Here is a 21,289-nt window from a genome sequence, read left to right on the forward strand (position 1 = left end):
CACTAGAACCTATGGCGCATCAGATTGATACAGCGAAACGAGTACTTAACGAAATGCGTGGTCGGGCTATTTTGGCCGATGAGGTTGGACTTGGGAAGACCATTGAAGCTGGTTTAATTTTAAAAGAATACATGATCCGCGGGCTTGTCCGCAAAACGCTCATCCTTGTACCCGCTTCCCTTGTGTTGCAATGGGTTCGGGAATTGAATACCAAATTCGGCATCCCTGCCGTTGCGCATAAAAAAGCCTACATGTGGCAGCAAGCCGACATCATTGTCGCCTCGATGGATACAGCGAAAAGGGACCCGCATCGCGAGATTGTGATGGGCCTTGAATATGATATGCTCATCGTCGATGAAGCGCACAAGCTGAAGAATAAGAAAACGACTAACTACACGTTCGTCAACGAGCTGCGCAAAAAATACTGCCTGCTCCTCACAGCTACGCCTGTGCAGAACGATCTCAAAGAGCTCTACAATCTGATCACGCTGCTGAAGCCAGGTCAGCTTGGCGGGCAGAACAGCTTCAAGAGCAACTTCGTTGTAGGCAAGCGTACGCCGAAGAATGAGATTCAGCTGCAACAAGAACTTTCCAAAGTCATGATCCGCAACCGTCGGGGAGACGGGGGTGTTCACTATACGAAGCGGATTGTGCGTAATATCCCGCTCACCCTCTCCGATGATGAGCAAGCACTCTATGATGGGGTTACGAGTTTCGTACGCTCGCGCTATTCAGAAAATGGCGGAGATCTTAGCTCGATGCTGTCTATGATTACCCTACAGCGTGAGGTGTGCAGTTCGAGGGACGCTGTATTCATTACATTGGTCAATTTATTTAAGAAGACAGCCGAAGATTCACCGATGCGGCCCAAAATATGGGAGCTCGTCGAGCTTATTCGCAGCATTAAGTCCAATAGCAAAGCGGAAACCACGATGCGACTTATCCAAGACATCAATGATAAAGTCATTATATTTACGGAGTATCGGGCATCGCAGGAATATTTATTGAACTATCTCAAAGAACATAAGATTACGGCAGTCCCCTATCGCGGCGGCATGAATCGCGGCAAAAAAGACTGGATGATGGATTTGTTCCGAAATCGGGTACAAGTTCTTATAGCCACCGAGGCAGGTGGCGAGGGCATTAATCTGCAATTTTGCCACAACATGATCAACTTCGATCTGCCGTGGAACCCTATGCGCGTGGAACAACGGATCGGTCGCGTTCATCGCCTTGGGCAAACGCATGATGTGAACATTTACAACTTATCCACAAGGAATACCATTGAAGAACATATCCTCTCGCTCTTGCACGAGAAAATCAATATGTTTGAATTAGTTATTGGGCAACTGGATACGATTTTGGAAAAAATCGAGAAACGTGGCTCGCTTGAAACATCCCTGTTCCGCATGGTGATGGAAGCCGGTTCTGGCGAKGAAATCCGCCGTAAAATCGATGAACTTGGACATTCCATCAGCGAAGTAAGAGAAGAGATCGAACAAAATCCGCAATATGGCGCCAAGTTCCAAGACATCCTTGATGCTGTAGGCGGTTCCCCAGCTGTGGAGGTGGGTCCATGAATAAACGAAACATCCACTCGTTCGTGATGCGTTTTCTGGAAGCCTACGATTGTCAGATTCTAGAGAAAACACCTGCCTCCGTGACGGTCAAGCTCTCTCCCGACGCAGATCGGGAAATGACGGGCCGCCCCTATTATTGGAGCTTCATTGAGCGAACAGGTGMTGCTGCGGAAACGATGACGTATAAATTCGTGATCGATCCAGAGCAAATGAAGCTGGAAACGAAGCCGAAACCTGCGGCTGTGACCGCTGTCCCAAGCCCTCCGTCCACTGGCTACGGGCCTTCGGGTACTGGCGGTGCTGGTGGTCCTGCAGGCAGTGCGCCGGACAGCATACTTGGCCGTTACTTCGGCTTCGTTCCGACAACCATCACGGCGCGCGTTCCACAAGATGAAGTCACCTTCGGTAGCCGACGACTTGACCAGATCTTCGGGATCGTTCGCGAGCGCGGTCGGTTCGTACATGTATTCGAGGAGCCCTTCCCGACGGGGGCAACTTACCATGCTTCCCTCGTCTACAATACGTGGCTCTGTGTGAACTACAAGGTTGAGCTTCTCTGTGACCGGAAACGGACAGAAATTCATTCCCTTGCGATTCAGCTGAGTACCGGTGAAATTCGTGAGCATTTTCATAAGCAAATGCTAACCAAAAGTCTGTCGCCGAAGCTTCCTGCGAATAGTCACATATTACCGGATACGATTTCCATTCCGAAGGCGATCAATGCCCTGGAGATGACGCTTGAGCGTAAAGTCAGCACCTACGACCACCGCTGGGCCGATGAAGCGAATGCCCGGCATCGCAGTGAAATCGATCGTGTGGAGGGCTACTACAACGGCCTTTTACTAGCAGCAGAACCTGACAAAAGAGACGAAATCGAAATCCAGTGTCGGAATCGCTTGGAAGAGATCGATTGGCAGCATAAGCCACGGATCGCTGTATCCGTCATCAATGGCGGACTATTTCACTTAAATGCGAGTCGAAATGCATCCAGAAACTGACGCTAGTCGCTAAAACCTCGCAAATAACCCGCAACAGGTTCTAACATTCTTTTTAAGGCATACGCATTACAATAGTCACATACACTAAGAGGTTAGCGAGAGGCAGGTGAACGAAGATGAAGTCGTGGACCACTTGGACAGCCACTTGTATTATTTTGTGCAGTATTGGCTTCATGCCCTTACACACTTCAGCTGTTGACAACTTAAACGGGACAAGCCCTACGCAGGCGCAAGTGAAGGAACCTAAAGCAGCAGCTTCAACACCGGACTTGACGAGTACATTATCATTCGGTTCAACAATCAGTAATTGGCAATCGACGCTTGCGAAGGAAGATGGTTTTGCAGGTTGGCTGAACGCACGCTGGAACAGCTATCCACTTGGACCTGGCACACATGGCTGGGTCGTCATCCTCACGGATCAAGGTCAAGAAGTGGGCTACATGATTGTGCATGCCACCGAATCTGGCGGTTTCCGTTTGACCGAATATGGGACAGGCAAATCTCCTTTATTTAGTTTGGCTACGTTGTATCGCTCTTTGATGCAACAAGAACTCATCCCTTCAGGAACCTTATACGACGATTTTGTGCAAAATGAAACGATCATTGAAGAACGCTTATATATGGATACCCTTACTTCTGTTTGGAAAATCGTGCTGGATGACGAGACCTATTATCTCGACGCCAAATCAGGAGAATTACTTCCGCTGACGGAGGATCCAACGCCACGCATGGCGTATGATCTGAGTGTCTCATCCGATCTATCGCATGGTACTGCTCAGAGTCTGATACGTCACCCATTTGATCCTTATGAACGGATGCCATGGATTAAAGGCACACCGCTGCAAGTGTCAACCTTGCCTGAGCTCAAGATTGCCCTTGAGCAGCAAGGTGATCTAACCTACGTCACGGAGTTGTATGATAAACAGGTGACGATGCCGTTAACTGTGTTAGGTTATCAACAATGGATATATGKGGATAACTATCTGATACTCGATCACGATGGCCCGCGTTATGTGGGATTGGATGCTTCGCTAGCGCTTGGGAAGATCTATCCGTAGTCAGAGGGAACTAGGATACGCTATTTTGTAGCTTTGCGCCAAAAATGTTCCGAAGGGGAACGTCAGTGTCTTATCTAGCCGAAAATCGCAGAAAACTAGCAACTTCGTATAAATAGAGCACTCTCGTTCCCCTTCTCACTAAAATGATTCGATTTTATGTAAATAACGCACCTACGATCCCCTCATCTTTTATGATTCGCATAACGTGTGATCCCTGATGGAATACTTGACATCACTTAACCAAACTGTTATCTGTTTCACAACAAAAAGTGGCTGATCACATGTAGAAAATTCTACAAGTGACAGCCACTTTTTGCACATTTCACCATGCTCATTTTCTCGGCTTCGTCCGCCCAAACAACATCCGCGTCGCCAATGGCAGCATCCCAAACCACCGTGTCTGCCAACCCTCACGTTGTTCCTTCATCGACGCTTTGGCTTGTTGACGAACTTCCTTCGGTGTGTCGATATAGGTAACGACTTGTTGGGTTATGTACTTCACAAGATCATCGCTTTTTGCCATACGCCCACCTGCCTTTTACCCTTATTGTAACCAGAGCAACAAGGCTTTAAACTACACGAAGACAGGTGGCAGGCCGCTACTTATTGCCACTCACCCTGGTCTTCCGCCGCTCTCCGCAATAATTTTATCAGCAAAGGATTTAATCGTGCCACAGCCTAATAGCATTGGCTTATTATCGCACTGTAACAGCAAKGTTTGAGCATTCGTATCCCAGGCATATTGGAAGCCAACATTCATGCTGACGACTGAGATCGTAAATTTGCCTGATGCTGTGTTAGGAATAGAGAACCCCTGCCTCCTACCTACTTGCTGCAGTGCTCTGAATACKGAAGGCGAAATCCCTTTATACATCCATGTGCTACAAGTTGCCATAGGTTTTCTCACCTCTTTCAATTAGGATCATTAAATTGTATGAGGCAAGAGATGAAATCGTGCATATTTCAATAAAAAGCCTATCGCCGGATCGTTGCATTTGCTTCTAATCCCGTCCAACAAACATAAGCTAGAGTAACTAGAGAGAGAAAGAGGTGTTGGTTTGAATGTGGGAACTAATGCTTGCAACCGAGCAGCTTGACATTTATATGGATGAAGTCAATCTTAAACTCGAGATCCGAATTAAGTCAGAACGGGATTTAGTTCCTTTAACAATTCGTATGAACCATACAGATTTGACCCAGTTAATCTATACCCTGCTGGAAATCAATCGAAGTTTTCGAGGAGACATTCCTTTTTTTCATACGAAAAAGCTGCCAGGCAAAGCTTAGCCTGACAGCAAAAAAAGCACGATGCACTCCCCCACATGCGTGGTTCGGAGCCATCGTGCTTTTTATCATCGTGTGTTGATCCGATGTTTTAATTTCTGTTGATTCCCGCAATGGAAGCGATGAACCGCAAAATATATAGGAACAAGTTAATAAAATCTAGATAAATATTCAATGCAGCAAGTGGAACGGCTTCCGCTGCGACACCATTACGATACTGTGCCACATCATAGAGCACCCAGCCGCTGAAGATTAGAATCCCCACCATGGACCATACCAAATTCATMATGGATCCAAAATGTAAGAACATACCAAGCACACTCATGAGCACAAGTCCTATTGTTCCTGCAAACAAGAATCCGCCTAAGAAGCTGAAATCACGCTGGGAACGGTGAGCATAGAAAGCCAATGAGCCGAAAATCGCTGCCGTTGCAAAAAAAGCGCCCGATACCACGCTAGCCCCTAGCTGACCGCCGTAAGCCATGATGACCGGATATAGCGTCACGCCCGAAATGGCTGTAAATGCGTAGAGAAAGCCGTAACCAATATTTTTGCCGCGAATGCGAATCACGATAGCGGCTACCAGCATCGCAACCTCTGCAATGACGAAAAGCATAACCATGGATGGCGGTACAACCATCGCGCCAATCAATGTTCCAAGAAATGAAACCAATAGGGAAATGGCAAACGTTTGAAGCACATGTGCAAAGCTGCCGGATTGTGTGATCGTTACTGTTCTATCCATGCAATTCAGCTCCTTTTAGATATAAAGAAATGTACAATCTATCCTATGTATTATACCTGTAATTCATGAAAACCGCTACAGGGGGACGGTTGGACAAGAAAACACCCTTTCCTGAGAAACCAGAAAAGGGTGTTTCGAGCGATGCGATCAAGAGGACTCGAACCTCCACGGGGGTAAGCCCACACGGACCTGAACCGTGCGCGTCTGCCAATTCCGCCATGATCGCGTTTACAAAATTAATATACCATGTGACGCAAAAGCTCGTCAATGAAACTTTTGTCACTAGGTATAATTCGGTGACCACTTCCTAAACCTAATCCCAAAGGAGGTATGACCTATGAATGAAGAAGAAATCAAAGCACTAGAGCCGAAATATACGGGCAATCAGCGTCATTTGACCGAGGGTGAAGCAGAGGGGATCGTTCACGATCCGAATTTCAAAAACGAGAATGAAGATGACGATATCTCTGACATGGATGCATTAGCCGTCGGTCTCTCATATGGCATGTTTCGTAAAACGTAAGCCGAATACTTAACCAACCGAGGGGGGCCCAAGAGCCAGCTATGTGGCGGGGCCCTCCTCGTTGGCATTTTGAAGACTTACATTGATGAAACACGCCGTTTCTCCCGCGCAACTCGATTTTTTCGGCTTACACCGCTGGAAGCGCCTTTCTTACGTGCATTACCCCTGTGAATTCAACCAATCACGCTTGCTCATTTCAAGCTTATATAACTGGCCAGAAGCTAGGATAGCTTCATGGACAGTTCTTCCAATCAAGTACCCCAGCGTCGTTGCTGTACCCGCATAGCGAAATGTTGTTCCTCTGCCTGTTGCAGCAATCAACACGGCATCTGTCGTTGTTCCTGTTGCGATTTGACCATTCACGGTAATATTCAATGACTGCAAAGCTGCAGCTTTGGCTTCCGTCGCGGTAATAACCGCATTTACCATGGCCGCATCCGTCAAACTACCTTCGATGACAACGATTGTATTAATCGTGCCTGGATAGAGCGAAGCGGCTGGCAAAATGGCCCCTGCTCGCGCTTTATTTCCCAGACCGACGGTCACCCAAGCGCCAACACGAAGTGATTCGTCCACATTAACCGCGTCTACCGACTGGACACCATGTTCTTCCGCAAGTGGCCAGGCCAATTCGCTAAATCCAACATCATTCACCCACGCCGCGGTAAGCATACCAGCCGTATCTTGAGGCTTCAGCCCTTCTTGAACAATGAAAGCTTCCATCTCTACCAACGGGTCGGTTTCGTTATACGACTTGTCCACTTGTCGATTCATCAACACCCGATGGTGACCAAAACCACCACCCCACGGAGAGGAATTCAATGTTCGCAGCGGATTGTCACTAGTAATCTGCATATATCGCCCGTGTGGCGATACCACTTGCTTCATCCCAACACCAGCGATTAAACTTCTAGTGGAAGTTTCCTCTCCCTCACTCTGCATCATCGGACAAATCATCCGGCGCTATCGTTTCCTGAGGCAACATGAACGCTGGCGGCCTTTCATTCTCATAAGGCTGATACACGTATCCGCGGGCAAGCTTGACGACTCTTCGGTTTTTTTTGCGAATAAGAACCGTCTCATCATCCCAAGCTACAACAATGCCACGCACATCGTTCGCTGGACTGACATCTCGAATGACACGCAGCAGTGTGCTATCTACGCGATATTGATCCAATTGTTCTTCTGTAATCATCTATGTAGCACCTCCATTATAGGCATAATTAAAATCATCTATTCTTCCTAAGCATACACCAATTCGCGATTCGGTGAAACTTTACATAAATCCATTCATCTTCGGTTAACTTAACGAGGACGAAGCACGCGATAAGGCAAAGGCTAACTCATGCCTACCGTAAGGGGGATATTACAATGGAGAAGAGAACGTACTACATCAATGTAGGCACTGGAGAAGTACTCGAAGACAGCACAGCACTTGATTATGAATTCGAAATATCCGCAACGGAAGATGATATCGCCAAACTGCAGGAGCTTTTTGAGGAAACCGATAATTCGTCTCAAGGCAGCTACGCGACTTCCTGGCTCCCCTGGAAAGTGTACTACTCCAACGAAACGAATCAGGAATATGATTACTATTTAACCGAAGTGTATCGTACGCTGCACCGACTTGGTTCTGAACAAACGAAGCGGCATATCGAAACGATGAACGTTTTAGAGAATGGCATCTAACGGTAGCCGACCATTTGCAAAACAGTAAAAAGGCCAAGAATCCTTATGGAATTCATTGGCCTTTTGTCATATATGGGTTATTTAACTTACATGCTCTTTCGAATCGTTCGTTTCAAACCAGAAATCAAGGACTTTGCTTGACATCACACGTTTCTTAATATAATCCGATTGTGCAACAGAGAACTGCTGCTCCCACTCGATTGTCAGCTCCGTACAAAGCTTCACGATTGTTAACAACTCGGACCAGGCTACATAGCGCTTATACCAGAAAAATTGAGGGTGTTCAATCATATACGGATACAGGTCATCAAACTCTGTATGTTTACAATCAAGCGCACGTTCAAAGTGAGTCTTTGCTTCCCCTAGCTTTGTCATAAAATAGTCAATGGAACCATTTTCGATACCCATAGATGTCAGCCTCCTCTCCTACCTTGTAATCATTATAAAGGATAAATCGGTTTCAGGGAAGTCATTCTCGTCATGTAAAATCAGTCAAAAGTGATCTGACCGTTCGCAAGTGAAGCAATTCGAGCGAGTGACTCTACGCGGATACCGCGTTCACGAATGGATTTACCGCCATTTTGAAAGGATTTCTCAACAACAATTCCGACACCGACAAGCTCTGCTTCTGCTTTTTCCACAATGCGAATTAAGCCGCGTGCAGCATCCCCGTTGGCGATAAAGTCATCAATCAGTAAGATACGCTCACCTTGTCCCAGCAAATGCGAGGACACCATAATATCAGTAACAATTCCTTTAGTAAAAGAAGGAACACGCTCACTATACGTATCTTGATCCATCGTCAACGTCTTCTTGCGGCGAGCAAAAACCATGGGAACGCCAAGTTGCAAGGCCGTCGTATACGCAATAGGAATACCGGAAGATTCCACAGTCAATACTTTGTCTGGCTTGGTTTCTCTAAACAATCTTGCAAATTCTTTTCCCATCTCCATGATGAGAACAGGATCTACTTGGTGATTCAAAATAGCATCAAGTTTAAGTACTTGATCAGAAGCAACGATTCCGACCTCTAAGATCCGCTGTTTTAATAACTCCATGAAATCGGCCCCCTATAGCGTTCTATTATGAGTAAGTTACCATATTGCTCCTGCCTCTTTCAAGTCCAATTAGAAAATAACAAAAAACACTGAAACTTTTTGGGCTTTCGAGGTGTCTATATATATATGAGGTTCTATCGCAATTGGAATTCGTTCTAGAATTGCTCACATTTGGGCACGAAGATGCATTGAAAACCTTCGATAAAACAGTATCATTAATCTTACTACTATTTTCACAACAACTACTCTTCGGAGGAAAGGATAGATGGCAATGAACAACCTAATTAGACCCATCCTTATAGGCTGTATGCCTGTTGCAATTGCATCATTCTTGGTGACTGGATGCCAAGAATCATCTGCTCCTGCTCCAAAGGCTACCATAGACGTAACAACAACGTATGTACCTTCACAGGTAAACCAGGAAACCACGCCTCCGATTACCGTCGTAACCMCGACAGCCACACCAGCGGTAGACGAAAGCATGAAGCATGAAGCACAGGTAGCTGGTATTACCAAAGTCGATCAAGGTGATGTCCCGTCGCAAATTATCACAAGTCCAAAGCCCACCGCTAAGCCGAAGATTAAAGCTGAGGATGCTTATCAGCAAGAAAAGCCTACCTTAATGGGATTAAAGCTTGGCACCCCGAAATCTTCCGTCTTGGAGCGTTTTGGTAAAGTGAAGAAGCAATTCGTCATGGAAGAAGACAATATAGAGGTTTATGATTTCAACGACTTTTCAGTTGGTTTCAATAGTAAAGGAACGCTTGAATTCGTAGATGTGCACTCGATTGACATTGACCCAGGACTGCATGGCTTACGTTTAGGGCAAAGTCAGCAGGATGCAATCGCCATCCTAGGCAAGCCTGATACGAACTCCACCTAWGTGCTTTCTTATAAAGCACAAGGCACTTTGCTTAAGATCGATATCGACCCGCATGACAATACGATCCAATCCATTAAGCTTTTTGCAAACTCGTAGTTCCTTCTTCAATAAAACAGAAGACCATGAATTCAGCCTTATAGGTTGAAATTCATGGTCTTTTTTTCGGTTTACGTTTCAGTATAACAATGTGATGTTTGCGAAAGCGAAGGTAGATCAGTACGCCAATAGCAGCTAGTATGACCAATATGAATAATGAAATTCCCATATAGGTATGAAACAAATGTAAAAAACTTTCAAAATTATTGCCGATAAATCTCCCCAGCGTCACAAAGGTTGTACACCAAAGCAGCGCTCCGGTTCCCGCATACAAAATATACTTATAAAACTTCACACCGCTAACGCCAGACAAATAACAAGTAAAATGTCGTACGCCAGGTACGAAATAACCGAAGAAAACCGTCCACAGACCGTATTTCTTAAACCAGCCTTCCGCTCTCTCGATTCGTTCCGGCGTTAGTTTGACCCATTTGCCATACCGATTGAGAAACGGTTTACCTACACGATGACCAATCAAATAACTAACCGTCATGCCCGTCATGGTCCCTGCATAAATAACGGCTAATGTAGGGCCGAAGTCAAAAGGGCCTCCCCAAGCGGTCAAAGAACCGATAAAGACCATCAAGGTCTCATCAGGAATTGGAACGCCAAGCATCCCGGCGGACAACAAGAGATATAAGGCAACATAACCATATTGGCTAATAAAATCAAACAGGAATTCCTTCACAACCTACACTCTCCCGAGTTTAACTTCAACTGCCTCTTCGCTGCGTAATGGGACTTAAAGAATGCTCGACCTAAGTTACAGTCATGCAAGCTTGTGTACAAACATACCTTGTACTATATCAAACGAAAGAAAGCGAGGCAATATATGCGAAATCATGCACAGATTGTCCGTGTTGCCTTCACCTACATCGGGACCGTCGTTGGGGCTGGGTTTGCTTCCGGGCAAGAAATTCTTCAATTCTTCACTCGCTATGGCTCGCTCGCTACATTAACGATCGCTTTATCAACCGTGTTGTTCATTTGGATTGGCATACAACTTATGCTTATGGCACATGACTTGAAAGCAGAATCCTATGAGGATTTAAATAAAGTACTTTTTGGCGAAAAAATCGGAAAATGGATCAGCTTGTTTATGATGGTTGTTCTTTTTGGCATCACAACCGTTATGTTAGCAGGTGCAGGCACAGTTTTTGAGGAACAGCTCCACCTCTCGTACACCACAGGACTACTGATCACGCTTGTACTTTCTTATGTCATTCTAACGCGTGGGATCAAAGCCATCATGACCGTAAACTCTATTGTTGTTCCCATTATGTTGCTCTTCAGCGTCGTCATTGTCGTGTACACCTGGCAATCACCAACGTCTGGCAACTGGCTGCGTATCTCAAGCGAAGATTCTCTTGTACGCGTTTGGTTTGCACCATTTCTTTACACAGCCTTTAATTTGGCCATGGCACAAGCTGTACTCGTTCCAATGGGAGGCGCGATTCGCGATCGGTCTGTGCTCTACTGGGGTGGCTTGCTTGGAGGTGCAGGCATTGGGTTACTTCTACTAGCGGCACATTATGCCCTATCTGCACAAATGCCGGGCATCGCACAATTTGAAATTCCGATGGGAAATATTATGACCAAACTAGGTTATTTCCCGCAAGTCGCCTATTTACTCGTTATTTACGGCGAAATATTCACGACCTTTATCGGGGATGCCTATGGCTTATCCATGCAGCTCCAGCAACGAATCAAGATACCTCCCAAATTGTTGCTCATCGCCATTTTACTTCTTAGCTATGCCATCAGCCACATCGGTTTTAAAACGCTGTTAACCGCGTTATACCCGCTATTTGGCGTGGTGAGTGTCGTTTGGCTCGTGCTGATGATCTGGCGCAACCGGCGAAGTACGTTGTAGGGCATTCCCTGACGGGAAGCTGAGTACGATAACTAACCGTATGAATAAAAGCAACATTCCCATCGCAGAAAGAATAATACCTGTAACCAAATAGCCCCAGTGGAAATTCGCAATTTCCGTATGATCGCGACCAACAGCTATTAGCATGGAAATCATGAGTAGAAGCCCTATGATAAATAAACCAACGACGGAGTAATCAATGATTGTCCATCGGGAGAAATAGGTAACCGCAATCTGGGCTTGGCCGACGGCTCTTGGCGAGGCAGCTTGCTGCCTCCATAGCTGATGTACCGTCCATGCGGTATAGATGCCGGCACCTGTCACAAACAGACCGACCACCGCTCCTAGAATGGCTAAAAATAAATTCATTCATAACCCCTCCTTTCATCTGACCTTAAGCTAGCGTTGACGCAAGCCGTAGATGAGCAATAACGTGCAGCCAAAACTTATGACTGGGAGCGCATAAAGCAAGGGCAGGATCATCACGTGAGGAAGCTTCATCGCTGGAAACCACAGCAGCTGCAGGCTTTTCTTTTCGATCTCCTCGTCCTCTTGATTGCCCTTTTGAACTCGGAGCGCGTCAGTCGCTCCCTCATTCCACTGAATCTTGCCTTTTTTCCATCCGACTTGATAGGAAATTTCTCGGTGATCTTTCCTCTTATCGTTTCCTTCCACGTTCGAGGCCTCCCGTCCCAGGTTTCTATAATTGCGTGTTGAAAAGTCCAGTTCGGACAACCTCTATAATTGAATATACAGGTGATCAGGAATTACATTTGCTGCCGCATCGCGCACATGCCCATGACAAGTAAATAACAGCACCTGATGACGCTTACTCAAATCAGCGAGGACACGTAAACAACTCTCCATCCGTTCCTCATCGAAATTCACGAGAATATCATCCAAAACCAGCGGTAAAATGGCTTTGCCGCCATACTCTTCTACAAGTGCAAAACGCATGGATAAATACAATTGCTCGGCTGTCCCGCGACTAAGTTGATTCGTGTCCACTTGTTGTCCATTTGCTCTAACTGCTAGTAATCTTTGCTCGCCAAATGGTGCCTTTACAGCCTCGAATGCCCCATTCGTCATCATTGCGAAATACGCAGAAGCCCGCAAAAGCACGCCTGGTTGACGATCTTTTTCGTACATATCACGCGCCTTTTTCAATAGGAGTGCAGCGAACGAAGCAACCGCATATTGATTTACTTGCTGAGATAACGTCGTTCGAATCCCTTCCGCCTGCAGTCGCAGATTCGCCGCTTCCGCCCCTTGCTCCAGCTTCTCAATCTGACCCGAAAGTTTGCCAATAATCTCTCTGTGCTCATTCGCTTGCGAGATCGTCTCCGACAGCTTCTCTTGCAGCGAAACAGCTAGAAGAGCCAGATCTTCTTCTCCCTGTGTTTCCATCAGCTCCGTAAAGCTCGCCATTAAAGACCGGCTTACTAACGACTCAAAGGAGGCTTCAAGTACACGGCTTTCATCTTCAAGCTTCTTGCGTTCCAGCTGTTCCCGTTCCAAAATTCGCAGTTGCTCACCGTCTTGCGCAGTGGCTTCCTGTAAGAGTTGATCTAGTCGGGTTTGTGTCCGATCCATATATTGCTGAGCTAGCAAAAGCGCTTGTTCTGTCTCTACGATCTGTTGTTCGGTTTTCCTGTGTTCCGCGATGCGTTCGTGCTGCCGCTGCTCATCTTCTTTCCATCGCTTCAAAGCAAACAAATAATCATGGTTGGAAGGAGGCAATTCAAGCAGTTTTCGAACCGTTTCTTCATAGGTATGAACATTTTCCGTTAACATGTCTAACTTGGAAGTCATTTTGTGAAGTTGTCGCAGCCCATCTTGTGCTAACTCGATGACCTGAATCGTTTCTAGCAAGGCATCTGTTGACAAATGTGAGCCTACCCCTAGACTTTGCAACCATTCCTCCCAGGCCGTATGTAACTGAAGCGAGTCTTTTTTGACTTCATTCGCGTAGCGGATACGTTGCTCAACTTGCTGCTGAAGCAGCTGCAAATGTTCCCGTGCATCCCTTAGTTTCTCGAGCTTGCGAAGCTGCTCACTATGGACATGCTTGCTTTGATCTACCTCACGGAACCAAGCATCCAGATGTGGCTGCAGGTCTTGAATCGACACACTTGCATTTCGATAGGATCCTTGCTTGTTAAATTCTGTAGCAGCGGCCGCTTCTTGAAGGTTAGATTGCTGATAGTGTACTTGTTCAAAATGGCGCAGTTGCTCCTGAATACGGCGTTCCAGCTGCACGAGTTCCTGCTCCAAACGATGATCTTGGACAATGGTGGAGGGCATGGCACGAGAAGCTCTACTCCCTTCCACTTGACGACCCATAAGCCAAATATAGCAAGTTACTCCTGCAAAAATAAGGAAAACGATTGCAGCTGCAAGCCCATTTCCCTGCCATCCAATAAGTAACGGAGTAACAAGTACTAGAATGCCTGCTGCGATCATCATACGTTGACGAAATGCACGCGTCGCATCTCTACCAGCTTTCGTTGCATCTTCGAGACTTTGCAGGTATAGATTTTGTTCAGCCTGACGATCTTGTTGATTTGTAAATTGACTAGTTACTAGTTGCCAACGCCCATAATCTGAGGTCAATTTCTGTAATAGAATAAATGGATCAACGTCCATCATCTCCGAGTTTGCTTGTAATCCTTTGCAAGCTGCTTCAAGATGACCGACCTGCTCTTGTCCTCGAGTAACCTGCGCATGCAAGCTCTCCAACTCTGCTCCAATGCGGAGTTCGAGTTCTGATCGATTGCGGAATTGTTCTTTATACGTACGCACTTGTTCACGAAGTGAAATCGTTACAGCGAATGAAGCGACATCGGTCTCATCCCATTGCACATCCAAATTGGCTAGCAGTCTGTCCACTTGAGCACGCTGGTGGGCAACCTCAACCCCAAGCTGCTCAATCTGGCGCTTATGCTCCTCATAGCTAGCCGCTTGCTCCAGCAAGTGGTTCAGCTGGATCCCATGCGCGAGTACCTTCGGCTCCAGCAAGAGCGCAGCCAGCTCTCCGCGCAAGCTCTGCACACGCAGCTGCAGCTTGTCGCGCTCCGTTTGGAGGCGCTCCTGCTCGGCCTCGAGCGCCTCCAGCCTTGCCGTGGCCTGCTCCGGGAAGCCTGGCCGCGCCGGCAGGCCCTCCAGCTCGCGGCCGATCTGCCGCAAGCGGAGCCAGCCGCTGCGCGCCTTGCCGGCCAGGCCGAGCTTGTGCAGCTCCGCGCGCAGCGCCTCCTGCTGCCCCTCCAGGGCAGCAGCGCGCGCCTCCGCTTTGCTTCGCTCTTCTTGCAGCCGATCGTAGTCGGCTGCGCCATCACGGCTKCGGCGCAGCGACTGCTCCAGACCCTCGAGCTCCTTCAGGAGACGATTCATCTCCTGATTGCGTCCGCGAGGTCTGTACAGGCCGTCGGCCTGCGCCGTCAGCTTGCGCTCGGCCTCCATGATGGCCGAGCCGCTTACACCAAGCCCAGCGCTATACAGATAGCCGCTGAGCTCGTCCATCTGCAGGGAGCGAAGCTCCTGCAGCTCGGTTAAACCAAAAGCGAACAAGCTGCGATAGAGGTCGGCCGAGAGGCCGCCCAGCAGCGTGTTCAGCAGCTCTTCGCCGCCGGTGGTACCATCGGCAAGCGTGACCTTAACGAGCCCMGCAGAGGCTCGTTTGCCGCCTGTGGCGGGCGCGTCGTAGCGCTCAACGCGGATGCGCTGACCCTGCTCATCGAGCAGGGTTAGGGCGCCACCGTGGGCGCCGCCGCCAAGCGGCTCGTAACGCTCCGACCGATTCGTTCGCGTCGGAAAGCCGAACAACACCGCGCGGACGAAGCCCATGAGCGTGCTCTTGCCCGCTTCGTTGGCGCCGTAGAAAACGGCCAAATTACTGTCCGTATGCAGCAGGCGATCACGCAAGCTGCCAAATCCATCGACTTGGATGGCGATAATTCTCATCCAGGTCCCCCTCCATCCGTGATTAGTAGATCAGCAACAAGCACTTCTGCGGAACGCAGCCATTCGTTCAGCTGTTCAGGCGTTGCCGCAGCTGGATTCCCCGCGAATGGAGGCATTCCCTGCAGCGCAGCAAGAGCTTCTTCTGTGAAGCTCTCCAAGGCGGATTCGTCMCTTTGCAGCGCTGCCGCATACCTTAACAAATCGCCAAGGAAGCTCTTCTCTTCCAGAACGGCTGCCAGATCAAGCTCACTGGCCGTTCGATCTTCGATCGATTCGATCCACACGAAGCTGCTCCGCTCCACTTCATCTTCTCTTAACTCATCCATTAATTCTTGTAAGGCTCGGCCTTTACGCAGTCGCTCATGGATTTCACTACGGCCTTCCAATACGATGCGCACAATCCCATCTCGGCCGTTAGCGTCTTGACGAAGCCGATCTACTAAATCGCCCAAGCGATCTTTCAATATTTGCTCCGACGGAATTGAGCTCACAGATAGTGTTTCTTGAAACCACCGCACCGTGTCCAATGCGTGAAAAATAAGCTCCGCTCGTCCACTATCATCGATGTCTACGAGATAACAGCCGCGAGGCCCGGTTTCCCGAATACTTCGGCCCTGGATGTTGCCTGGATACACAATCGCTGGCTGGTAGTTCATAACCTGTCTTGTATGTACATGTCCAAGTGCCCAGTAATGCATGCCAGCATCGATTAAATCCTGCTTGCTGCAAGGGGCATAATTATCATGATGCGGATCTCCATCGACATTCGTATGCAAGAGTCCAATCTGACACACGCCTGCTTGACCCCTTTTAAATTTCAACGCGAGATTCTCTGTTACTGCCGAGCTCCCATAGGAAATCCCATGAATTTCGGCGATGATGCCGCGATCTTGTTTCACAACCTGTAAGGTCTCCACATGCTCAGACGCAAAAAAATGAACGTCTGCCGGCCAAACCAACTTTGCGGCACGTCCATCCTCGGGGTCATGATTACCATGTATGATATAAGCAGGAATGCCTTCAGCCGCCAAATGCTCCATTGCTTTTTGAAAACGAATCTGTGCCCGCAATGAACGATCCGATACATCATAGACATCCCCACTAATCAGTACAAAATCCACTCTTTCTTGTATCGCAAGCGCCACAAGCTCCTTCAACGCTTCGAACGTCGATTCTCGAACTCGCTCTCGAACCCGTTCAGGAAGCGCCGACATGCCTTTAAATGGGCTATCTAAGTGCAAATCGGCAGCATGTATAAACCGCAGTCGTTTCATGGCTCTAACGCCTTCCTTTATGAACTTATTCCTGTTGACCTGCTTCTGCTTGACCTGCTTGCTCCGTTACTTGATAGCGTTCATACACGCTTTTCAATTGACGAAGTACACGATTCAATGAATAGGTTTTTTTCGCCTTTTCCCAAGCAGCTCGTGCTAAATTGTAGCGGAAGCTAGGATCTATGACGACTTTCTCCAAAGCATGGCTTAATGCCATTGCATCCCCTACAGGTACAAGCAATCCATTGTGACCATGTTCAATTTGCTCAGCGATCCCACCTACATTTGTACCAACCAAAGCTAACCAGCACAGCGCTGCTTCTGCGAATACAGACCCGAAGGCCTCCGCACGAGATGGCAGAACAAACACATCAAAGAATGGCATGAATTCTTCCGGATGGAGCATATATCCATAAAAAATCGTATCTTCATAGATATTATGCTCGATGGCTAATTTCTCAAGTTCCTCACGACTGGGACCATCGCCAATAATATGTAGAACAAATGGATGTCCGCGTTTCTTCAGCTCGCCACATGCAATCAGCAATGTATCCAAGCCCTTCGCAGGAACTAAACGACAAACCGTAATAAATTGCGTGACTTGATTTTCATGTGAGATCGGACGGAATCGCTTCTCATCAAAGCCATTTGGAATGACGCCAATGCGTTCACTGTCTTGCACATATTCAGCCATGTACTGCTTAAACGAATTTGATACCGTAATAATTTGATCTACCTTCGCTTCTAACTCCCCATAGATCTGGGTTAGAAATTGATGCTCCATACCATTTTCAGCAATACGCCCGTTTAAAATAAGCTCTCGCTCAAAACTGGAGTGAATGGTCAAAATGACAGGTGTATCTGGATAAATTTGTTTCATAACCAGTGCAGCAATCGGATGATGGGCATGTATAATATCAAATTTCTTAGAAATTCTGAGCTTTGTCCACCATACATAATCTTTATAGGTTTGAATGTATTTATCGATAATTGGGTTTCCGGMATACTTCCGCCAATCAAACGTAGCGAATGACACGTCCTCGGTTCCCTTGCCGCGAATACGCTTAGGCAGCGAAAACAGTTCCATTTCCCAACCTTTTTTATTAAATCGTTCCAAAATATAGGGAACCATGGATGATACCCCACCCGGTTGTTCCGGGGGGAAAAATAATGCTTGCAATATGTTCATTGCATGAGCCCCTCTCCCAAATCCTTGAGCTTACCAATTCCTATTGTAACTTGTGTCGGACGAATAGAAAAGAGAACACAACCTCAACAGCACAAATGTTCTATCCCTGCACCGCTTTTTCCTTTATAATAGAGTCTGCTTCTGTGGAAAAATAGACCTGCTTGGAGGAACTCATGGACATCATGGATTTACTTTTCGGTGAATTAGCTTCGTTTCTATCCCATGCCATGATCGTTGTCATGGTTGCACTCATGTTCGTGATTTCACTGCGTTTGTTTCTAGATCGACGCAAAAAAGCGTATATGTCCATGACGATATCGCTCATCTTCGTAGGGATCCATTTTTTGCTTCAACTATATTTCATGTTTAGCAGTATCCACACGAGCCTGGCTGATTACTCGCAGATCATGCTCAAAATTATTTCATTTGTACTTATAAATATGGGAATTTATCAATTATATAATCGCACGAACCGTAAACAATATACATTTTTCTACGGTTTAATCGTCATGGGATTTGTCGTCTCTACACTTCATTTCATTGTTCCTAATATATACAGCGGGACAGATCATCAGGTTCGTCTTCTGCAAAATATTGGACTTGAGTTATATGTATTCGTACTCATTTTTCTCTGCTTCTATATGATTCCACCTTACATCGGTCAGCAAATGAAATATCAGCTTGCTTTGACGATTTACTTTTTATTTCAGACGTCTCAACTTCTAAATACATATGTGTATGATAATGCACAGCCTGTGCTTATCCTGGCTGTCAATATACTGCCCGTCATCTATTACTTTCTCTTATTTATGATTCTCTTTGAACGTGTCGTTGAGCTCATGCAAGCCATCTACAATTCATCGATTACGGACGGCTTGACGCGACTCTATAATCGCAGATTTTTCTACAACCGTGTTACACAGCACGTTCAGCGCCACTTGCCAGTTTACATTTTGTTCAGTGATATCGATAATTTCAAAAAGTTAAACGATACGCAAGGACATCAGATGGGTGATAATGTGCTCAAGCAGGTTGCGCAAATTATGAAGGACGAAGCTGAAGAATGCGGGATTGCGGGCCGCTATGGCGGTGAAGAAATGGTGATCTTGGTGTCCGATCCCAGCGTGAAAATGGACGCATTCGCTGAGCGAATCCGCAGCCGCATTGAGAAAGAAACGATCGTAACCGCGAGTATCGGGTACAGCAAATACAAGACTGGCTTAAGTGCGGAAGAACTCATCAAACAAGCGGATGAAGCCATGTATCGTGCCAAGACAACAGGAAAAAACAAAGTTGTGAAGTTTGCCTAATACACTGAGTTGTTAAGTACCGCACCTGGAGGTAAGTAACTCACTTGCTTTTCAGTTCTTATGTCTTCTCGTTCCATGCTTTATAATAGATCATGTACAGACAATCCCGTACAAATTCCATGTTAGAGCAGGAGGCAATACAAGATGCAATATCGGAAACTTGGTAATAGTGGTCTCAAAGTTAGTGAAATCAGTCTAGGCAGTTGGCTTACTTATGGCGGGTATGTTGGGGAAGACCCTGCAGTACGTTCCATTGAGCAAGCATACGATCTGGGAGTTAACTTTTTCGATACAGCTAATGTGTATGAACGCGGTGAAGCCGAGCAGGTTATGGGTAAAGTCCTATCCGCATATCCTCGGGAATCCTACGTTCTAGCGACGAAAGTTTTTGGTAAAATGGGCGAAGGCCCTAACGACCGTGGACTCTCCCGTAAACATATTAGAGAACAAGCCGAAGCTAGCCTACGACGATTGAATGCGGACTACATTGACATTTATTATTGTCACCGTTTTGACACTGAAACACCGCTGGAAGAAACGTTACGTGCGCTTGACGATTTAGTCACTCAAGGCAAGGTGCTTTATATCGGCGTAAGTGAGTGGACTCCAGCTCAAATTGTGGAGGCTTATGCGCTTGCTGATAAGTTATTGCTCGATAAGCTAATCGTGAATCAGCCCGTATACAATATGTTCAATCGCTATATTGAAAAAGATATCATTCCGCTCGGCGAAACGAAGGGCTTCGGCCAGGTCGTGTTCTCTCCACTTGCACAAGGCCTCCTGACTGGCAAATACCGTGCAGGGCAGCCAATCGCCGCCGATAGCCGGGCCAGCAGCAAAAACTGGGATGAAAAGCAGCTGAACGAAGTTTCTCTACATAAAGTAGCCCAGTTATCCAGTATTGCGGATGAACTTGGCATTAAGGTATCCCAGCTGGCGATCGCTTGGATCCTTCGTCAAAACAACGTATCCAGTGCTCTCGTTGGTGCGAGCCGCCCGGAACAAGTCATTGAGAATTGCAATGCAAGCGGCATTCATTTGACAGATGATGTGCTTAGCAGCATTGAGACCATTCTGCAAGGATAAGCGAAACTCCAGCTACTTTTGAGATATGCGTATCATGAAAAACCTGCCGTTGTGCAGGTTTTTTTGCGTGTTTGGCTAGATTGGGTTTGTGGGGTTGGTGGGTGGGGGGGGGGGGGTGGGGGGTTATCACACGAATTAAATGGAAAATGTACATCTAATTTAGTCAAATAACCCTAAAAAATTGATTTAAATGGAAAAAATGTAGTTAATTTCACCAAATAAGCTCATATCGATAAAAACTCCTGAAATTAACTACAGAAAATCCATCTAATCGGAAAATGATGCGGAATCCAACAGAATTAACTGTAGAAAATACAGCTATTCATTTAGAGTACTTAACTAGTTAACATCTGACCCTTTCAATGCTCTCGTAGCAGTTAGTAGACGGTCTGTAGTCTGCGGGTTACGGGTTACGGGTTACGGGTTACGGGTTACGGGTTACGGGTTACGGGTTACGGGTTACGGGTTACGGGTTACGGGTTACGGGTTACAGTCTGTGGTCGGCGATTGGTGGTTTGTAGTTGTGCGTTGTGGCTTGTGGGTTGTAGTTGGGTGGTGATTGGTGGTTTGCCGTATATGGTTGTGAATGTGGTTATGGTTATGGTTATGGTTATGGTTATGGTTATGGTTATGGTTATGGTTATGGTTATGGTTATGGTTATGGTTATGGTTATGGTTATGGT

General features: G+C 46.8%; 23 protein-coding genes and 1 tRNA gene. 10 read left to right on the forward strand and 14 right to left on the reverse strand.

Going from position 1 to position 21,289, the window contains the following annotated elements; genetic code table 11:
* From AC1DLM_RS30215 to AC1DLM_RS30225, 3 genes are all read left to right on the forward strand, one after another.
* A partial coding sequence (locus AC1DLM_RS30215; protein ID WP_477572035.1) for a DEAD/DEAH box helicase occupies window positions 1-1,580 on the forward strand: 1,580 nt, incomplete at its 5' end.
* Window positions 1,577-2,578, forward strand: a complete 1,002-nt coding sequence (locus AC1DLM_RS30220) for a YqhG family protein (RefSeq protein ID WP_477572036.1) — start codon at window positions 1,577-1,579, stop codon at window positions 2,576-2,578. The genes AC1DLM_RS30215 and AC1DLM_RS30220, both read left to right, overlap by 4 nt.
* Before the next feature lie 116 nt (window positions 2,579-2,694).
* Window positions 2,695-3,636, forward strand: coding sequence for a hypothetical protein (locus AC1DLM_RS30225; RefSeq protein ID WP_477572037.1), 942 nt, complete (start codon window positions 2,695-2,697; stop codon window positions 3,634-3,636).
* 331 nt (window positions 3,637-3,967) lie between these two features.
* On the opposite strand, the gene AC1DLM_RS30230 is transcribed toward AC1DLM_RS30225, so the two are convergent.
* Together AC1DLM_RS30230 and AC1DLM_RS30235 are read right to left on the reverse strand one after the other, a co-directional pair.
* On the reverse strand, window positions 3,968-4,159 hold the full coding sequence (locus tag AC1DLM_RS30230) for a YqzE family protein (RefSeq protein WP_441989520.1): 192 nt from the start codon (window positions 4,157-4,159) through the stop codon (window positions 3,968-3,970).
* A gap of 90 nt (window positions 4,160-4,249) precedes the next feature.
* On the reverse strand, window positions 4,250-4,531 hold the full coding sequence (locus AC1DLM_RS30235; protein ID WP_171634221.1) for a hypothetical protein: 282 nt from the start codon (window positions 4,529-4,531) through the stop codon (window positions 4,250-4,252).
* Between the two features lie 167 nt (window positions 4,532-4,698).
* Here AC1DLM_RS30235 and AC1DLM_RS30240 point away from each other — a divergent pair, with 167 nt between their 5' ends.
* A complete protein-coding gene (locus AC1DLM_RS30240; RefSeq protein ID WP_441989519.1) occupies window positions 4,699-4,923 on the forward strand; it encodes a hypothetical protein in 225 nt (74 codons plus the stop codon).
* 88 nt (window positions 4,924-5,011) lie between these two features.
* Here the strand turns inward: AC1DLM_RS30240 and AC1DLM_RS30245 are convergent, their stop codons facing one another.
* Entirely contained in the window at window positions 5,012-5,665 is a 654-nt protein-coding gene (locus AC1DLM_RS30245) for a Bax inhibitor-1/YccA family protein (protein ID WP_477572038.1), read from the reverse strand.
* Window positions 5,666-5,807: 142 nt separating this feature from the next.
* Window positions 5,808-5,891: transfer RNA gene (locus AC1DLM_RS30250), tRNA-Leu, on the reverse strand.
* A 111-nt stretch (window positions 5,892-6,002) separates the two neighbouring features.
* Here AC1DLM_RS30250 and AC1DLM_RS30255 point away from each other — a divergent pair.
* The gene (locus AC1DLM_RS30255) at window positions 6,003-6,188 is read left to right on the forward strand and encodes a hypothetical protein (RefSeq protein ID WP_477572039.1); all 186 of its coding nucleotides are present in this window, start codon (window positions 6,003-6,005) and stop codon (window positions 6,186-6,188) included.
* A gap of 159 nt (window positions 6,189-6,347) precedes the next feature.
* On the opposite strand, the gene AC1DLM_RS30260 is transcribed toward AC1DLM_RS30255, so the two are convergent.
* Together AC1DLM_RS30260 and AC1DLM_RS30265 are read right to left on the reverse strand one after the other, a co-directional pair.
* Window positions 6,348-7,133 (reverse strand): adenosylcobinamide amidohydrolase, encoded by a 786-nt coding sequence (locus AC1DLM_RS30260; RefSeq protein WP_477572040.1) that lies wholly within the window; start codon window positions 7,131-7,133, stop codon window positions 6,348-6,350.
* Window positions 7,120-7,383, reverse strand: coding sequence for a hypothetical protein (locus tag AC1DLM_RS30265; RefSeq protein WP_056615932.1), 264 nt, complete (start codon window positions 7,381-7,383; stop codon window positions 7,120-7,122). The genes AC1DLM_RS30260 and AC1DLM_RS30265 overlap by 14 nt, the downstream gene beginning before the upstream one ends.
* A gap of 176 nt (window positions 7,384-7,559) precedes the next feature.
* Here AC1DLM_RS30265 and AC1DLM_RS30270 point away from each other — a divergent pair, with 176 nt between their 5' ends.
* Window positions 7,560-7,877, forward strand: coding sequence for a hypothetical protein (locus AC1DLM_RS30270; protein ID WP_057309825.1), 318 nt, complete (start codon window positions 7,560-7,562; stop codon window positions 7,875-7,877).
* 81 nt (window positions 7,878-7,958) lie between these two features.
* On the opposite strand, the gene AC1DLM_RS30275 is transcribed toward AC1DLM_RS30270, so the two are convergent.
* Together AC1DLM_RS30275 and AC1DLM_RS30280 are read right to left on the reverse strand one after the other, a co-directional pair.
* On the reverse strand, window positions 7,959-8,285 hold the full coding sequence (locus AC1DLM_RS30275) for a hypothetical protein (protein WP_056615938.1): 327 nt from the start codon (window positions 8,283-8,285) through the stop codon (window positions 7,959-7,961).
* Between the two features lie 80 nt (window positions 8,286-8,365).
* Window positions 8,366-8,935 (reverse strand): xanthine phosphoribosyltransferase, encoded by a 570-nt coding sequence (locus AC1DLM_RS30280; protein WP_441989516.1) that lies wholly within the window; start codon window positions 8,933-8,935, stop codon window positions 8,366-8,368.
* A 265-nt stretch (window positions 8,936-9,200) separates the two neighbouring features.
* Between AC1DLM_RS30280 and AC1DLM_RS30285 the strand changes: the two genes are divergently transcribed.
* Window positions 9,201-9,914, forward strand: a complete 714-nt coding sequence (locus tag AC1DLM_RS30285; protein WP_477572041.1) for a DUF4309 domain-containing protein — start codon at window positions 9,201-9,203, stop codon at window positions 9,912-9,914.
* A gap of 52 nt (window positions 9,915-9,966) precedes the next feature.
* Here the strand turns inward: AC1DLM_RS30285 and AC1DLM_RS30290 are convergent, their stop codons facing one another.
* The gene (locus AC1DLM_RS30290) at window positions 9,967-10,602 is read right to left on the reverse strand and encodes a DedA family protein (protein ID WP_441989514.1); all 636 of its coding nucleotides are present in this window, start codon (window positions 10,600-10,602) and stop codon (window positions 9,967-9,969) included.
* Between the two features lie 144 nt (window positions 10,603-10,746).
* Between AC1DLM_RS30290 and AC1DLM_RS30295 the strand changes: the two genes are divergently transcribed.
* The gene (locus AC1DLM_RS30295; protein ID WP_477572042.1) at window positions 10,747-11,787 is read left to right on the forward strand and encodes a YkvI family membrane protein; all 1,041 of its coding nucleotides are present in this window, start codon (window positions 10,747-10,749) and stop codon (window positions 11,785-11,787) included.
* Here AC1DLM_RS30295 and AC1DLM_RS30300 read toward each other — a convergent pair.
* The 5 genes from AC1DLM_RS30300 to AC1DLM_RS30320 all read right to left on the reverse strand — a co-directional run bounded on the left by AC1DLM_RS30300 (window position 11,719) and on the right by AC1DLM_RS30320 (window position 18,210).
* Window positions 11,719-12,156 carry a hypothetical protein gene (locus AC1DLM_RS30300; protein ID WP_477572043.1) on the reverse strand — a complete coding sequence of 146 codons (438 nt, stop codon included), beginning with the start codon at window positions 12,154-12,156 and terminating at the stop codon, window positions 11,719-11,721. The two genes, AC1DLM_RS30295 and AC1DLM_RS30300, sit on opposite strands and share 69 nt — an antisense overlap.
* Before the next feature lie 30 nt (window positions 12,157-12,186).
* Window positions 12,187-12,462 (reverse strand): hypothetical protein, encoded by a 276-nt coding sequence (locus AC1DLM_RS30305; RefSeq protein WP_477572044.1) that lies wholly within the window; start codon window positions 12,460-12,462, stop codon window positions 12,187-12,189.
* A 63-nt stretch (window positions 12,463-12,525) separates the two neighbouring features.
* Window positions 12,526-15,747, reverse strand: a complete 3,222-nt coding sequence (locus tag AC1DLM_RS30310) for an AAA family ATPase (RefSeq protein WP_477572045.1) — start codon at window positions 15,745-15,747, stop codon at window positions 12,526-12,528.
* On the reverse strand, window positions 15,744-17,021 hold the full coding sequence (locus tag AC1DLM_RS30315) for a metallophosphoesterase family protein (RefSeq protein WP_477572046.1): 1,278 nt from the start codon (window positions 17,019-17,021) through the stop codon (window positions 15,744-15,746). Before AC1DLM_RS30315 ends, AC1DLM_RS30310 begins: the two co-directional genes overlap by 4 nt.
* Window positions 17,022-17,046: 25 nt before the next feature.
* Complete coding sequence (locus AC1DLM_RS30320; RefSeq protein WP_477572047.1) at window positions 17,047-18,210, reverse strand: glycosyltransferase family 4 protein; 1,164 nt, start codon at window positions 18,208-18,210, stop codon at window positions 17,047-17,049.
* Between the two features lie 173 nt (window positions 18,211-18,383).
* On the opposite strand from AC1DLM_RS30320, the gene AC1DLM_RS30325 reads away from it, so the two are divergent.
* Window positions 18,384-19,520 (forward strand): GGDEF domain-containing protein, encoded by a 1,137-nt coding sequence (locus tag AC1DLM_RS30325; protein ID WP_246302940.1) that lies wholly within the window; start codon window positions 18,384-18,386, stop codon window positions 19,518-19,520.
* A gap of 144 nt (window positions 19,521-19,664) precedes the next feature.
* Window positions 19,665-20,606: an aldo/keto reductase family protein gene (locus AC1DLM_RS30330; protein WP_441989506.1), complete on the forward strand. Its 942-nt coding sequence runs from the start codon at window positions 19,665-19,667 to the stop codon at window positions 20,604-20,606.
* Window positions 20,607-21,289 lie beyond the last annotated feature (683 nt).

The organism is Paenibacillus sp. 01T442 (assembly GCF_056398345.1).